Below are 14,231 nucleotides of genomic sequence, written 5' to 3' on the forward strand. Positions count from 1 at the left end.
CCAATTTGCCTCCCGCTGCCCCACAAAAACGAACCGCCGCCGCCGGGCCGCCGGTCAAGGTGCTGATTGTCGACAACGACGACGCCCACGCCGACGCGATGGGGGCGAGCCTCGAGAAGGTCGGCTACGACTGCGTGCTCGCCACCAGCGGCGGCGACGGCGCCAAGCTGCTGGAGCGCGACGCCTACGAGATCGTCGTCACGGACCTGGTGATGCCGGGCGTCGGCGGTCTGGAGATCCTCGCCAAGAGCAAGGAGCTCTTGCCCGACGCCGAGGTGATCCTGGTGACCGGGCACGGCACCGTGGAGTCCGCGGTCGAGGCGATGCGGGCCGGGGCGTTCAACTACCTGCTCAAGCCGCTCGACCTGCAGCAGCTCCGGGCGGTGGTCGACAACGCGGCGCGGAGCCAGCACCTCCGCCGCGCCAACGCGGAACTCAGCCGGCGGCTCGACGAGAAGTTCGGCTTCGAGGGGGTGATCGGCAACAGCGAGCCGATGCGGGGCGTGGTCGAGCGGCTCAGCCGCATCGCGCCGACCGACGCCACCGTGCTGATCCAAGGCGGGACCGGCACCGGCAAGGAGCTGGTCGCGCAGGCGATCCACCAGAACAGCCCCCGCAAGCCGCGGCCGTTCGTGGCGCTCAACTGCGGCGCGCTGTCGGAGAACATCCTCGAGAGCGAGCTGTTCGGCCACGTCAAAGGCGCCTTCACCGACGCCGCGCGGGACCGGGTCGGCAAGTTCGAGTACGCCGACGGCGGCACGCTGTTCCTCGACGAGGTTGGCGACATGCCGCTCGCCACCCAGATCAAGCTGCTGCGGGTGCTGGAGAGCGGCGAGATCACCCGCGTGGGGAGCAACGAGATCGTGAAGGTCAACGTGCGGATCCTGTCGGCCACCAACCGCGACCTCGAGGCCGCGATCGCCGACGGCACGTTCCGCGAGGACCTGTACCACCGGCTGAAGGTGCTGACCGTGCGGCTGCCGCGGCTGGTCGAGCGGCGGGAGGACATCCCGCTCTTGATCGACCACTTCGTCAAGATGCACGCCGCGCGGCACAACAAGGAGATCACCGGCGTGTCGACCGCCGCGCGGCGGCGGCTGCTGGCGTACGACTGGCCCGGCAACGTGCGGGAGCTCAAGAACGCGGTCGAGACCATGGTCGTCATCGACTACGACGGCGTGCTGGACCTCGACGACCTGCCGCCCGAGATGATCGGCGGCGACCAGGCTGCTAACGGGGCCAGCGGCGGCGGGGGCGGCGGCGAGAATTTTGGCGGCGCCGGGGGCCTGGCCGACCTGGTCGGCAAGACCTTCAGTGAGCTCGAGGCCCTGTTCATCGCCGAGACCCTCAAGGTCACCGGCGGCAACCGCGAGGAGGCCGCCGGCATGCTCGGCATCGGCGAGCGGACGCTGTACCGCAAGATCAAAGAGTACGGATTGAATTAGGCGCTGGTTGGAAGGCGCTGGGCGCTGGTTGTTGGAGGCAGCGCCGCGGCCGCAAGTCATGGCAGCCCACCCCGCCAGGGGTGGGACCGACCCAAGTTTGTGTTCTGAATGGATTCACCCGTGATCAAGCTGCTGCCTAGTTCCGTCATCAACAAGATCGCCGCCGGCGAGGTGATCGAGCGGCCGGCGAGCGTCGTCAAGGAACTCATCGAGAACGCGGTCGACGCCGGCGCCCAGCGCGTCGACGTGGCGATCGAGCAGGGGGGCGGCGAGCTGATCCGCGTCGCCGACGACGGCTGCGGCATCCCCCCGGACGAGCTGCCGCTGGCCGTGACCAACCACGCGACCAGCAAGATCGAATCGGCCGACGACCTGTTCCGCGTCGGCACGATGGGATTCCGCGGCGAGGCGCTGGCCTCGATCGCCGAGGTCAGCCGGTTCACGCTCCGCAGCCGCACCCCGGGCGCGACCGGCGGGGCCGAGCTGGTGGTGAGCGGCGGCCAGGCCGAGCCGGTCGCCCCCGCCGGCTGCCCGGTCGGCACGACCGTCGAGGTCCGCAACCTGTTCTTCAACACGCCGGTGCGGCAGAAGTTCCTCCGCACGCCGCAGACCGAGATCGGCCACTGCGCCGAGGCGTTCACCCGCGTCGCCCTGGCGCACCCCGAGCGGCGGTTCTCGCTCAGCCACAACGGCCGCACCCTGCACGACCTGCCGCCGACCGACGACTGGCGGTCGCGGATCGCGGTGCTGTTCGGCCAGGAGATCGCCGACGCGCTGATCGCGGTCGAGAGCGAAGAAGACGGCGTCCGCCTGGCGGGCTACGCGGCCAACCCAACGCTGAGCCGCGCGAACAACCGGCTGCAGTACCTGCTGCTCAACGGCCGCGTGATCCGCGACCGCTCGCTGCAGCACGCCCTCGGCGAGGCGTACCGCGGCCTGCTCTTGACCGGCCGCTACCCGATCTGCTTCCTGCGGCTCGACATGCCGGCCGACAAGGTCGACGTGAACGTCCACCCGACCAAGCTCGAGGTCCGCTTCCAGGACGGCGGCCGCCACTACAGCCAGCTGCTCGGCACGCTGCGGACCAAGTTCCTCACGACCGACCTCAAGCCGGTCGAGCGGAGCAGCGACCCAACCGAGGACGAGGCCGACGCCGGCGGCAGCAGCGAGCTGGTCAACTGGGCCCGCACGCAACTGACCCAGCGGCGGCTTGATGCATCTCACGAGGGAAGAGCCCCCGCTACCCCCAGCTCGGCGCCCGGCGAGCCGCTCACGCTCCGCCGCTTCACGCCCGCCGCCGAAGCCGAGGCCCGCTCGGCCGGCAACCCGTGGCGCCCGGCCGGCGCGGCGGCAGCCGGCTACGCTTCCACTGAGCAGCCCCAAGAGGCCACCTCGCGGGTCGACACGCCGCACGACCAGACGCCCGGCGGCGGCGCCCCCAACGCGCTGCAGCTGCACAACCGCTACCTCGTCGTGGAGACCGAGGCCGGCCTGGAGATCATCGACCAGCACGCCCTGCACGAGCGGATCCTGTACGAGCAGATCCGCACGAAGGTGCTCGCCGGGGCGCTCGAGAAGCAGAAGCTGCTGGTGCCCGAGCCGGTCGACCTGTCGCCGTCCGAGGCGGCCGCCGTGCTCGAGAACCAGTCGCTGCTGGCGGACCTGGGGATCGAGGTCGAGCCGTTCGGGGGCGACACCGTGCTGGTGGCGTCGTACCCGGCGATGCTGGCCAAGCTGGCCCCGGCCGAGGTGCTGCGCAGCGTCGTCGAGCAACTCGTCGGCGGCGGCAAGGCGCCCGACCGCCGCGACACGCTCGACGAGCTGCTGCACATGATGAGCTGCAAGGCGGCGGTCAAGTACGGCGACCCCCTCACCCCGCACGAGATCACGGCGCTGCTCGACCAGCGGGGCCTGACCGAGAACCACCACCACTGCCCCCACGGCCGCCCGACCGCCCTAGTGTTCACCTGCGACGAGCTCGACCGGCGGTTCAAGCGGATCTGACAAAAGGGGAAAGGGGAAGGCGGAAAGGGGAAAGACCGCTGGGTGCCGGGGGCGCTCCGCGGCAGCGGAATCCCCCGAATGCCTGCGAGCCACGGCCGGTACCTCGTCGGGGGCTCCCCTGACGGGAGCGCCCCCGGCACCCGCGCGACTGTATGGCAGCGACTTTCGCCCGCGATAAACTCTGCCAGTTAGAGAGCACCGAACGGGCGATAGTCGGTGTCGCTTGCGACAAGAGGCAATCGAGCCGCAGGCGTACGTCGGCTCCGCCAGACCTCTTGGGCTACGCCCACCGACGTTCGTTCGAAAGAGTCCTTCCGCTGGCCGGCCGCGGTGCGAACGAGAGTCGCTGCCACCCGCGGCCTGACGTCGCCGGTTGGACGCCGGTTCGCCTCGCCGCGACTCCCCATTTTGTTGTCGAAAGCCGCCACTGGGCGTGGTCTAATGAGGGAGCATCGCCAGTCACATTCGCGGCAAGGCAACGCTGTTCGCAGCGTCGGCCTCGCTTGCCACTGCGCGGCTGGGAAGTCGGTGGTTTTCGCACGACTTGGCAGCCGCTGCCCAAGGGGCAGAGACGGAGGACAAAACCGGCGGACAAAACCCCCGCGGCGATTCTCGGTGGGAAAGAGCAAACGCTGCTATACCAGCATGAAACGGATCAGGTGGCCAAGACACGGCCCGGGTATTGTCCCCTCCGCTCGTTTTTTCGGACTTTACGACAACGACCAAGGCGTCGCCGGGCTGCCGTCGGCTGGCCCCTTTGCAATTGGGCCCCGGGCGAGCGAAAATAGCGGCTCCGCGTTGCCCAACGCCCCGATCCTCACCCTAGACCCCGTGCCCCTCACCTATGATTTGCGTCTCGATTGGCCGGAGCCGGCACAAGCACATGCTGGCCGAGCACAAGCACCTGGTGGAGCAGGGGGCGAAGCTCGTCGAGCTGCGGCTCGACTACATCTCGACCCGGGTGAACCTGCACCGGCTGGTGGTCGACCGGCCCTGCCCGGTGATCGTCACCTGCCGGCGTGAGGAGGACGGGGGCAAGTTCACCGGCGACGAGGCCGCGCGGCAGACGCTGCTCCGCGAGGCGATCGCGATGGGCGTGGACTATGTGGACATCGAGGACGACATCGCCGACAAGATCCCGCGGTACGGCAAGACCAAGCGGATCATCAGCCACCACAACTTCCGGCACACGCCGGCCGACCTCGACTCCCTGCACGCCAAGCTGGCGGCGCTCGACCCGGACATCGTCAAGATCGCGACCATGGCCCACCGGCCGGACGACAACCTCCGCATGCTCGACCTGGTCCGCACCAGCGAGATCCCGACGGTCGGCATGTGCATGGGCGACATCGGCGCGTGCTCGCGGATCCTCGGCGCCAAGTACGGCGCGCCGTTCACCTACGCCACGTTCCACCACGAGCGGGCGCTGGCCCCTGGTCAGCTCAGCTACGACCAGATGGTCAGCATCTACCGGCACGATCAGATCAACGCCGACACCGAGGTGTTCGGCGTCATCGCCGACCCGATCGCGCACAGCCTGAGCCCGCACATCCACAACGCGGCGTTCGCCAAGGCGGGGCTCAACGCGGTGTACGTGCCGTTCCGTGTGCCGGCGGACGACCTGGCCAAGTTCATCGCCGACGTGCCGAAGCTCGGCATCAAGGGGCTGTCGGTGACGATCCCGCACAAGGAGGCGATCGCCGGCAGCCTGACCAAGTTCTCGCCCGCCGCTAAGGGGATCGGCGCGGTCAACACCGTCTTGTTCCGCGACGGCGAGGTGATCGGCGGCAACACCGACTGCCAGGCCGCGATGGACGCCATGGAGGCCGCCCTCGGCGAGGTCGGCGCGGACCCCAGCCCGCTGAAGGGCAAGCGTGCGTTGGTGCTCGGCGCCGGCGGCGTGTCGCGCGCGATCATGTACGGCCTCAAGAAGCGGGGCGTGAAGACCACGGTCACCAGCCGCACCCGCAGCCGGTCCGAAAAGCTGGCCGCCGACTTCGACGCCAAGGCGGTCGACTGGGAGGCCCGCGGCCTGGGCGACGTCGACATCCTGATCAACGGCACGCCGATCGGCATGCACCCGAACGTCGACGAGTCGCCGGTCAAGAAGTCGTGCCTGAAGCCGTCGATGCTGGTCTTCGACACGGTCTACAACCCCGAGTCGACCCTGCTGATCAAGGACGCCCGGGACCACGGCGCGAAGGTCGTGACCGGCGTCGAGATGTTTGTCCGCCAGGCGGAGCTGCAGTACCAGCTTTTTACCGGTCAGCGGGCGCCTGAGGGCGTGATGCGCGAGACGCTCAAGCGGGTCATCGGCCCGGTGAAGTACTAGCCGCTGCTCTCCATTCAATACAAAGGGGTTGCCGAGGAACGACTCAAAAACAACTTCCGCGTTTTTTTTGGCCCCCTCACCTAGCCTCTCCCCCCTTTGGCGAGAGGGATAGATTGAGGAAGTTGTTTTCGAGTTGCCACTCGGCAACCGCAAGCCACTCGTTCTCACACAGCCCACCCCGCCAGGGGTGGGACCGACCCCACGCATGACCCAACCAACCCGCTTGTTCTTGATCGGCTACCGCGGCAGCGGCAAGTCGACCGTCGCGCGGCTTCTGGCCGAGCGGCTTGGCTGGTCGTGGGTCGACGCCGACGACGAGCTCGAGCGTGAGGCCGGCCGCACCATCGCCGAGATCTTCGCGGCCGACGGCGAGCCCGCCTTCCGCGACCTCGAGGAGCAGGTCGTCGCGCGGCTGTGCGGCGCCGACCAGACCGTCGTGGCGCTCGGCGGCGGCGCGATCCTCCGTCAGGCGAATCGCGAGCGGCTTGCCGAGTCGGGCCCCGTGGTGTGGCTCACCGCGCCGGCCGGGGTGCTCGCCGAGCGGATCACCGCCGACCAGACCACCGGCGACCGCCGCCCCAGCCTGACCGGCGCCGGCGTGACGCAGGAAATCGAGCAGGTGCTCGCCGCCCGGACCCCGCTCTACCAGGCGTGTGCTACCCTTACCGTTGAGGTCGCCGACCGCACGCCCGCGGAGGTTGCCGAGGAGATCGCCGGCCAGATCGGGCCGCCGGCCGGCCGCTCACACACGACCTAACGCGAGGCAAACCGTACCGCATGCAGCAGCTCATGGATGTGCCGCTCCCGTTGCGTCTGATCGTGGTCGCGCTGCTCGGTGCCGTTGCGGGGTCGCTGCTCAACGCGGCGGTCTACGAGTTCGCCTACGACCGCCGCCGGTGCTCCCCCTGGCAGCCCACGCCCGAGGGGGTCGGCCCGCGGGGCTGGCTCGACCGGCTGCCGGTGATTGGCTGGCTGCGGCTGCGGCGCGACGCCGGGGTGCTGGGCCGCGGCTACTGGGTGCGGCCGCTGCTCTTGGAGCTGATGTTCGCCGGCGCTGTCGCGGCGCTCTACTGGTGGGAGGTCGACCGGCACATGCTGATCGACCCGCTGCTGCCGGTCGCCACGCCGGTCGACTGGCGGGCGTTGTCGGGCGTGCTGCACACGCAGTTCTTCGCCCACGCGGTGCTGGCGGCGTTCATGTGGGTCGGCGCCTGGATCGACATCGACGAGAAGACCATCCCCGACGCGGTGACCTGGCCCGGCACGTTCCTGGGCCTGCTGCTGATCACGCTGACGCCGCTCGCCGCGCTGCCGCAGGTGGTGTCGGAGCCTGTCGCGCCGGCGGTCTCGGCTCCGCTGGTGACGCCGGCTGGTCAGCCGGTGATGGACTTCAACGGCGACCCGTTCTACGTCGCCCCGACGCAGCCGTTCAGCCCGAACGACTGGCCCGAGTGGCTGATCGCCCCCCGCAGCCGCTGGGGCATCGCGGTCGGGCTGGGCTGCTGGTGGTTCTGGGGGCTGGCGATCGCCGACCGCACGTGGCCGCGGCGGCTGGGACGCAGCAACCACTGGTGGGCCAAGCTGGGCGTCTGGCGGGGTCGGTTGTGGCGTGACCTCAGCAGCTTCCCGCTCCGCAACGTGCTGCTGACCGGCACGCTCTTGATCGCGATGGTTTGGTTTGCCGGCGGCGCCGCGTGGCACGGGCTGCTCTCTGGGTTGATCGGGCTGGTGCTCGGCTGCGCGCTGGTGTGGGCCGTGCGGGTGGTTGGGTCGGCCGCGATGGGCCGCGAGGCGATGGGCTTCGGCGACGTCACGCTGATGATGATGATCGGGGTCTTGGTAGGCTGGCAGGCGTGCCTGGCGGTCTTCTTCCTGGCCCCGTTCGCCGGGCTCGTGCTGGGGCTGTTGAGCCTGATCCTCCGCCGCGGCGACGCCATCCCCTACGGGCCGTTCCTCTGCCTGGCCGCGGCGTTCACGGTAGTCTTCTGGGGTAAGGTTTGGCCCCGAGCCGAGGTGCTGTTCGCCGCCGGCTGGCTGGTGCCGATTGTGCTGGGGGTCTGCATCGCGCTGCTCGGCCTGTTGCTGATGCTGATCCAGTTGGCCAAGCGGCCGTTTATGCGTGACTGAGCGTGGCTCGCGGGCCCGCGATTTGCCACCTGCTTCGCCGCGCCGGTAGACTGATGGCCGAACTAAAACTCCTCAGACCCCAGGCGGCACGCAACGATGCAGCGATTCTCCCCCTTGTTAGTTGCTCTGTTGGTCATTGCGAACGTTGCCTACGCGGCCGATCCGATCCCCGGCGTGGGGCCGGCGGGCGCGGTCGAGCGGGTCTCGCTCGGGCACACGTTTGTCGAGGGCCCGGCGTGGGACGGGGCAGGGCGGCTCTACTTCACCGACATCCCGAGCAACACGATCCACGTGCTCGAACAGGGCCGCGTCACGGCGTTCACTACCGAATCGCGGCGGGCCAACGGGCTGATGCTCGCCGCCGACGGGCGGCTGGTCGCGTGCGAGATGTCGGGCGCCCTGGTCGCCTATGACACGAAGACGAAAGCCCGCACCGTGCTGGCGAGTGAGTTCAAAGGCAAGCCGTTCAACGCCCCCAATGACCTGGTGATCGACCGCACCGGCGGGGTCTACTTCACCGACCCGATGTTTGGCGCGCCCGCCCTGCTGCCGCAGGGCCAGCAGGGCGTCTACTACCTGCCGGCCGGCGGCGACCAGGCGGTGAGCGTCGCCCAGGACTTGAAGGCGCCCAACGGCGTGCTGCTGTCGCCCGATGAGAATACTTTGTACGTGCTGCCCAGCGCGTCGCCGGTGATGCTGGCCTACGCGGTTGAGTCGCCCGGCCGACTCGGCCCCGCGCGGGAGTTCTGCCGCACCAAGGGGGGCCCGAACGAGGGCTCCGACGGCGGCGCGATGGACTCCCAGGGGAACGTCTACCTAACGACCTCGTCGGGCGTGCAGGTGTTCAGCTCCGCAGGCGATTACCTCGGCACAATCGAGCTGCCCGAGCACCCCGCCAACTGCACCTTTGGCGGACCGGACCTGAAGACGCTGTATGTTACCGCACGGACCAGCCTGTACGCCGTGCCGATGGAGGTCGTTGGGCATCGCTACGCACCGAGGGAGCCGAAACAGTGATCCTCAAGACCGCGCCCAGGACGCTGGCCTTGCTTGCCACGCTGGTTGCCGCCATGGCCAACGCCGCGTACGCCGACGAGCTCGACCTGCCCGACCCGCTGGTCGCGGAGAACGGCCAGGCGGTCACCTCGGAGCACCAGTGGTTCAAGCAGCGGCGTCCGGAGATGCTCGAGCTGTTCCGCACGCAGGTCTACGGCCGCGCCCCAATCGGCCGGCCCGGCGGCATGCGGTGGGAGTTGGAAAACGAAGACCCCCAAGCGATGGACGGGGCGGCAACGCTCAGCCAGGTCGCCATCCACCTGCCGGGCCGCGGCGGCGAGGCGGTGGTCCACCTGACGCTGTTCACGCCGAACAACGTTGAGGAGCCTACGCCGGGCTTCCTCTTGATCTGCAACCGCGACCTAGAGAACATCGACCCAACGCGGCGCGAGAAGAGCCCGTTCTGGCCGGCCGAGCGGCTGATCGAGCGGGGCTACTTCGCCGCGACCTTCCACTACGCCGACATCGACCCCGACGAGCACGACGACTTCCAGAACGGCGTGCACGGCCTGTACGACGACCCGGACCACCCGCGGCCGGACGACGCGTGGGGCTCGGTTGCCGCGTGGGCGTGGGGGGCGAGCCGCGTGATGGACTACCTCGAGAGCCGCGCGGACATCGACCGAGAGCGGGTCGCCGTGGTGGGGCACTCGCGGGGCGGCAAGACCGCGCTGTGGTGCGGCGCCGAGGACCAACGGTTTGCCCTGGTGGTGAGCAACAACTCCGGCTGCACCGGGGCCGCGCTCGCGCGGCGGAAGCACGGCGAGCGGGTGGCGCGGATCAACCGCTCGTTCCCGCACTGGTTCTGTGAGAACTACAACCGGTACAACGACAACGAGGACGCCCTGCCGGTCGACCAGCACGAGCTGGTCGCGCTGGTCGCCCCGCGGCTGGCGTACATCGCCAGCGCCTCGGAGGACGACTGGGCCGACCCGCTCGGCGAGTTCCTGGCGGGCGTCCACGCGGGGCCGGTCTACCGGTTGCTGGGCGGCGAGGGGCTCACAGCGAGCGACATGCCCCCCGCGGATCAGCCGCTGCACGGTGGCCGTATTGGTTACCACCTCCGCAGCGGCGGCCACAACCTGACCGAGTACGACTGGGGGCGGTTTATGGACTTTGCCGATCGTCACTGGCGGCGGCCATAGGGCGTTTCTCCCGCAGGGTTTCACCAGCCAGTGCGTGCGCGGCGGCCGCGGCGGTTTTTGCCCGCGGCGCCAGCACGCGTTTAACGCCCGGCGGCGGGTTGCGACGATCGGGATACGCAGAGCGGCCCCGGCGTGGCGCCGCTTCCGACCTGTGTTGCCCTGGTACTGGAGCGTCCCCGATGGCCCTGCGGATCACAACGGCCGTGCTGATTGGCCTGACGGCGTCGACCACGCACGCGGCCTCCGGCTTCTACAACATACCGTCCAGCCTGCCGCAGAACCTCGGCTTCGGCTGGGGGCCAGGCTACCACGCCGAGATGGTCCTCAAGCCGTACTACCGCAGCTGGAACGCCAGCCAGGGGACCGTGCGGGCGCAGCGGCGCGACTACCCGCCGATCTACGGGCAGCGAGTGGCCCACCGCCATCACGGCTACTCGAGTCCCGCGCCGGTCTACCGTGGCGGCCCGCCCGCCTACCCTTCGGCGCCCGTGTACCCGTCGGCTCCGGTCTACCAGCCGACCCCTGCCGCGCAGTATAGGGGTGTCGGGGCGCCGGGGGGGCAGCTGTTCTCCGCGCCGCCGGTCTACCACGCCACGCCGGCCAAGCCGATCCCGCGGCCCGAAGAGGTGACCGCCGAGCCGGCCTCGCCGTCGGACAAGCCGGATCCGCTGCCGATGCCGTAGGGCGCGAGAGCGGCCGCGCTACGAAACCCCCTGGCCGGGCGCACACGCTTGGCTCTGCTCGCGGCAGGCCTGGGCGATGCCGGCTGTGTCGAGGCCCAGGTCGGCCAGCAGTTCTTCGCGTTCCCCGTGCTCGACGTAGTGGTCGCCGATCCCCAGGCGGCGGACCGGAGCGGTCTGCCCCGCGTCGGCGAGCGCCTCGAGCACCACGCTGCCGAAGCCTCCGGCCAGCGCGGCCTCTTCGACGGTCACGGTGAACGGGCTGTCGGCGACCAGCGGCAGGATGGTCTTGGTGTCGAGCGGCTTGATGAAGCGGGCGTTGACCACGGTCAGCTCGAGCCCCTCGCCGGCGAGCTGCTCGGCGGCGGCCAGGCAGTCGGGCAGCAGGGCGCCGCCGCACAGGATCAGGCCGTCGGGGCCGCGGCGGAGGACCTCGGCCGTGCCGTGCTCGATCGGCGCCCGCTCGCCGGCGACGGTCACCGCGGCGGCCTTGGGGTAGCGGATGGCGCAGGGGCCGTTGTGCTGGAGGGCAAAGGGGAGCATGGAGGCGAGGTCGTGCTCGTCGCCCGGCGCCATGACGGTCATGTGGGGGAACAGCCGCAGGTAGCCGAGGTCGAACACGCCGTGGTGCGTGGCCCCGTCCGGCCCGGACAGGCCGCCGCGGTCGAGCATGAACGTGACCGGCAGGTTCTGCAGCGCCACCTCCTGGAAGATGTGGTCGAACGACCGCTGCAGGAACGTGCTGTAGATGTCGACAATCGGCCGCATGCCGACCTTCGCCTGGCCGGCGGCGAAGGCGACCGCGTGGGCCTCGCAGATGCCGGTGTCGAAGAAGCGGTCGGGGAAGTCGTCGCGGACGCGTTCCAGCTTGTTGCCCTGGCACATCGCCGCGGTCAACACGGTGACCTTGTCGCTGGCGGTCATCGCCACGTGGATCGCCTCGGAGGCGGCGTTCGTGTACGCGCGGCCGCCGCTCTTCTTCATCTGCAGCTCGCCGTTCTCGCAGCGCGAGAACTGAGGCGGCGCGTGGAACAGCACCGGGTCCTGGGTCGCCGGGTGGAACCCGTGGCCCTTCTCGGTCACGACGTGCAGCAGCACCGGGCCGTCGGTCTTCCTGACCATCCGCAGGTACTTCCGCACCAGCGCGACGTTGTGGCCGTCGATCGGGCCGACATAGCGCATGCCGAGTTCCTCGAACAGCATACCGCCGTGCAGGCCCGCCTTGGCGGCCTCCTTGATCTGGGTCAGCATCCGCTCGACCGGGTCGCCCAGCATCGGGATGTTCTGCAGCGTCTTGACGATCTCGCCCTTGATGCCGGAGTACGCGCCCGACATCCGCAGGCGGTCGAGGTAGTCGGCCATGCCGCCGACGCGGGGGCAGATCGACATCTTGTTGTCGTTCAGCACCACCAGCAGCCGCTTGCCGCTCTCGCGGATGTTGCACAGCGCCTCGTACACGACGCCCGACGGGAACGCGCCGTCGCCGATCACCGCCACTGTCCAGCGGTTCTCTTCGTCGCGTAGCAGCCGGTCGCCGCTCGCCAGCCCGACCGCCGTCGAGACGCTCGACCCCGCGTGGCCGGTGACAAACAGGTCGTAGTCGCTCTCCTCCGGATTCGGGTAGCCCATCAACCCGCCCTTGGTGCGGATCGTGCTGAACTGCGGGTACCGCCCGGTGATCAGCTTGTGCGGGTAGATCTGGTGCCCGGTGTCCCAGATTAGCCGGTCGTGCAGGAAGTCGAAGGTCTGGTGCAGCGCCAGGCAGAGCTCGACCACGCCCAGGTTCGAGGCGAAGTGCGCGCTGCGGGCGCTGACCAGGTTGCACAGCACGTCGCGGATCTCGCCCGCCAGGCGCTCGAGGTCGGGCAGGGACATGCCGTCTAAGTCACGCGGCGAGGTGATCGTCGGGAGGATCGGCTTCTTGGTTGTCTGGGTCATCGATCACGGTTCTGCAGTTTGCGGGCGAGGTCGACCAGTGGGCCGGCCGTGTCGCCCAACGGCGCGACCGCCGCCACGGCCGCGTCGATCAGCTCGTCCACCAGGCGGCGACTCGCGTCGACGCCCAGCAGTTTGGGGTAGGTTAGCTTGCCACGGTCGGCGTCTTTGCCGAGCCGCTTGCCCACCGCCTGCTGGCTGCCGCTGACGTCCAGCAGGTCGTCGGTGACCTGGAACGCCAGGCCCAGTGCGCGGGCGTACTCGGTGACTTGGTAGAGCCGTTCCTCGCCCGCCCCGGCGAGGATGGCGCCCAGCCGCAGCGAGACAATAAACATGGCCCCGGTCTTGCGGGCGTGGATGGCGCGGAGGTCGTCGACGGTGGCGCCGTCGAAGGCCCCACTGAGGTCGGCCGACTGGCCGCCGACCAGCTTCTCGGCGCCGGCCGCCCGGGCCAGCTCGCCGCAGCAGCGGCCGGCGTGCTCGGCCGGGAGCTGGGTGGCGAGCAGTTCGAACGCGCGGGCCTGCAACGCGTCGCCGACCAGCACGGCGGTCGCCTCGTCGAACTGCACGTGGCAGGTAGGCCGCCCGCGACGCAGGTCGTCGTCGTCCATGGCGGGCAGGTCGTCGTGGGCGAGCGAGTAGGCGTGGATCAGCTCGACGGCGCACGCGGCGGGCAACGCCGTGGCCGCATCGCCGCCGCAGGCGCGGCACGCCATCAGCACCAGCCGGGGCCGCAGCCGCTTGCCGGGGCCGAGCACCACGTACCGCATCGCCTCGCCGAGCCGCTCGGGGCAGCCCGCGCCGAACCGCAGCGACCGGTCGAGCGCCTGGTCGATGGCGTCCAGGTCGGTTTGACCGTCGGCTTGCAGCGTAACGGAAGACTCGAGGGTCGCCATTCGGGGCCGGGTTCAGGAGGCTGTGCTGGGGGGACGCGACGGGACGCGAGCAACGTGACTCGGTGGGAGTGCCGCGAGTTGGTTCAACGGATTTGCCGCGCGGCAAAGTTTTTGGCCGCGGACCGCGGGTGAGGGCGGCGTCCGCGTGTGACCGTAAACCATTGCCGGATCTATGATTGCGGCCTCCTCCATTCTAGAAGAGCCGGCTCCCATCGTCCACGCCGCGGCCACGGCCCGCCGACCGCTTCGCCGAACGGCTGGGGGCCTCCTCGGCGTCGTCCAGCGGGCGGGTAACCGGGTTCCCCTCGGCGTCGACGCCGCTGAGCAGCTCGATCCGCTGCTCGGCGGCGGCGAGTCGCTGCTGGCACTGCTCGAGCCGTGCGACGCCCTGCTCGTACCTCTGGAGCGACTCGTCGAGTCCGAGTTCGCCGCTCTCCAAGTCGGTGACTGCCTGCTCGAGCTCCGCCAGGGCGGCCTCGAAGGTGAGCTCCGAGGGCTCGGCGGCGGACGGCTTCTTCTTTGCAATTTTTTTCTTGGCCATAGCGGACCAATTGTGCCCCCGGGCCGGCCCGCTGGGCAAGCCCTCACCGGTCTGCTGCGGTTGGGTGCGG

Annotated in this window: 11 protein-coding genes; 8 read left to right on the plus strand and 3 right to left on the minus strand. The window is 69.8% G+C overall.

Going from position 1 to position 14,231, the window contains the following annotated elements:
* Positions 1-5: 5 nt before the first annotated feature.
* The 8 genes from Pla123a_RS08775 (at position 6) to Pla123a_RS08810 (ending at position 10,792) form a co-directional block, all read left to right on the plus strand.
* Positions 6-1,445 (plus strand): sigma-54-dependent transcriptional regulator, encoded by a 1,440-nt coding sequence (locus Pla123a_RS08775; protein ID WP_231956364.1) that lies wholly within the window; start codon positions 6-8, stop codon positions 1,443-1,445.
* A 120-nt stretch (positions 1,446-1,565) separates the two neighbouring features.
* Entirely contained in the window at positions 1,566-3,449 is a 1,884-nt protein-coding gene (mutL, locus tag Pla123a_RS08780) for a DNA mismatch repair endonuclease MutL (protein WP_315852876.1), read from the plus strand.
* Between the two features lie 844 nt (positions 3,450-4,293).
* Positions 4,294-5,781 (plus strand): shikimate dehydrogenase, encoded by a 1,488-nt coding sequence (gene aroE, locus Pla123a_RS08785; RefSeq protein ID WP_146585954.1) that lies wholly within the window; start codon positions 4,294-4,296, stop codon positions 5,779-5,781.
* 205 nt (positions 5,782-5,986) lie between these two features.
* A complete protein-coding gene (locus tag Pla123a_RS08790; RefSeq protein ID WP_146585956.1) occupies positions 5,987-6,538 on the plus strand; it encodes a shikimate kinase in 552 nt (183 codons plus the stop codon).
* Between the two features lie 20 nt (positions 6,539-6,558).
* On the plus strand, positions 6,559-7,908 hold the full coding sequence (locus Pla123a_RS08795; protein WP_146585958.1) for a prepilin peptidase: 1,350 nt from the start codon (positions 6,559-6,561) through the stop codon (positions 7,906-7,908).
* A gap of 96 nt (positions 7,909-8,004) precedes the next feature.
* Positions 8,005-8,925, plus strand: a complete 921-nt coding sequence (locus tag Pla123a_RS08800) for an SMP-30/gluconolactonase/LRE family protein (protein WP_146585960.1) — start codon at positions 8,005-8,007, stop codon at positions 8,923-8,925.
* Positions 8,922-10,109, plus strand: coding sequence for an alpha/beta hydrolase family protein (locus tag Pla123a_RS08805; protein WP_197527805.1), 1,188 nt, complete (start codon positions 8,922-8,924; stop codon positions 10,107-10,109). The genes Pla123a_RS08800 and Pla123a_RS08805 overlap by 4 nt, the downstream gene beginning before the upstream one ends.
* 179 nt (positions 10,110-10,288) lie before the next feature.
* Positions 10,289-10,792: a hypothetical protein gene (locus Pla123a_RS08810; RefSeq protein ID WP_146585962.1), complete on the plus strand. Its 504-nt coding sequence runs from the start codon at positions 10,289-10,291 to the stop codon at positions 10,790-10,792.
* A gap of 18 nt (positions 10,793-10,810) precedes the next feature.
* Here Pla123a_RS08810 and dxs read toward each other — a convergent pair whose 3' ends face one another.
* From dxs to xseB, 3 genes are all read right to left on the minus strand, one after another.
* A complete protein-coding gene (dxs, locus tag Pla123a_RS08815; RefSeq protein WP_146585965.1) occupies positions 10,811-12,727 on the minus strand; it encodes a 1-deoxy-D-xylulose-5-phosphate synthase in 1,917 nt (638 codons plus the stop codon).
* Positions 12,724-13,620 carry a polyprenyl synthetase family protein gene (locus Pla123a_RS08820; RefSeq protein WP_146585967.1) on the minus strand — a complete coding sequence of 299 codons (897 nt, stop codon included), beginning with the start codon at positions 13,618-13,620 and terminating at the stop codon, positions 12,724-12,726. The genes dxs and Pla123a_RS08820 overlap by 4 nt, the downstream gene beginning before the upstream one ends.
* A gap of 193 nt (positions 13,621-13,813) precedes the next feature.
* On the minus strand, positions 13,814-14,161 hold the full coding sequence (gene xseB, locus Pla123a_RS25260; protein WP_197527806.1) for an exodeoxyribonuclease VII small subunit: 348 nt from the start codon (positions 14,159-14,161) through the stop codon (positions 13,814-13,816).
* Positions 14,162-14,231 lie beyond the last annotated feature (70 nt).

The sequence above is a fragment of the Posidoniimonas polymericola genome (genome assembly GCF_007859935.1).
Classification (GTDB): domain Bacteria; phylum Planctomycetota; class Planctomycetia; order Pirellulales; family Lacipirellulaceae; genus Posidoniimonas; species Posidoniimonas polymericola.

Excerpts from the sequence above, each read along its gene's own strand:
- Pla123a_RS08820 (WP_146585967.1), bottom strand. The coding sequence starts at position 13,620 with ATGGCGACCCTCGAGTCTTCCGTTACGCTGCAAGCCGACGGTCAAACC.
- Pla123a_RS08810 (WP_146585962.1), top strand. The coding sequence starts at position 10,289 with ATGGCCCTGCGGATCACAACGGCCGTGCTGATTGGCCTGACGGCGTCG.
- dxs (WP_146585965.1), bottom strand. The coding sequence starts at position 12,727 with ATGACCCAGACAACCAAGAAGCCGATCCTCCCGACGATCACCTCGCCG.
- Pla123a_RS08790 (WP_146585956.1), top strand. The coding sequence starts at position 5,987 with ATGACCCAACCAACCCGCTTGTTCTTGATCGGCTACCGCGGCAGCGGC.
- Pla123a_RS08800 (WP_146585960.1), top strand. The coding sequence starts at position 8,005 with ATGCAGCGATTCTCCCCCTTGTTAGTTGCTCTGTTGGTCATTGCGAAC.
- Pla123a_RS08795 (WP_146585958.1), top strand. The coding sequence starts at position 6,559 with ATGCAGCAGCTCATGGATGTGCCGCTCCCGTTGCGTCTGATCGTGGTC.
- aroE (WP_146585954.1), top strand. The coding sequence starts at position 4,294 with ATGATTTGCGTCTCGATTGGCCGGAGCCGGCACAAGCACATGCTGGCC.
- xseB (WP_197527806.1), bottom strand. The coding sequence starts at position 14,161 with ATGGCCAAGAAAAAAATTGCAAAGAAGAAGCCGTCCGCCGCCGAGCCC.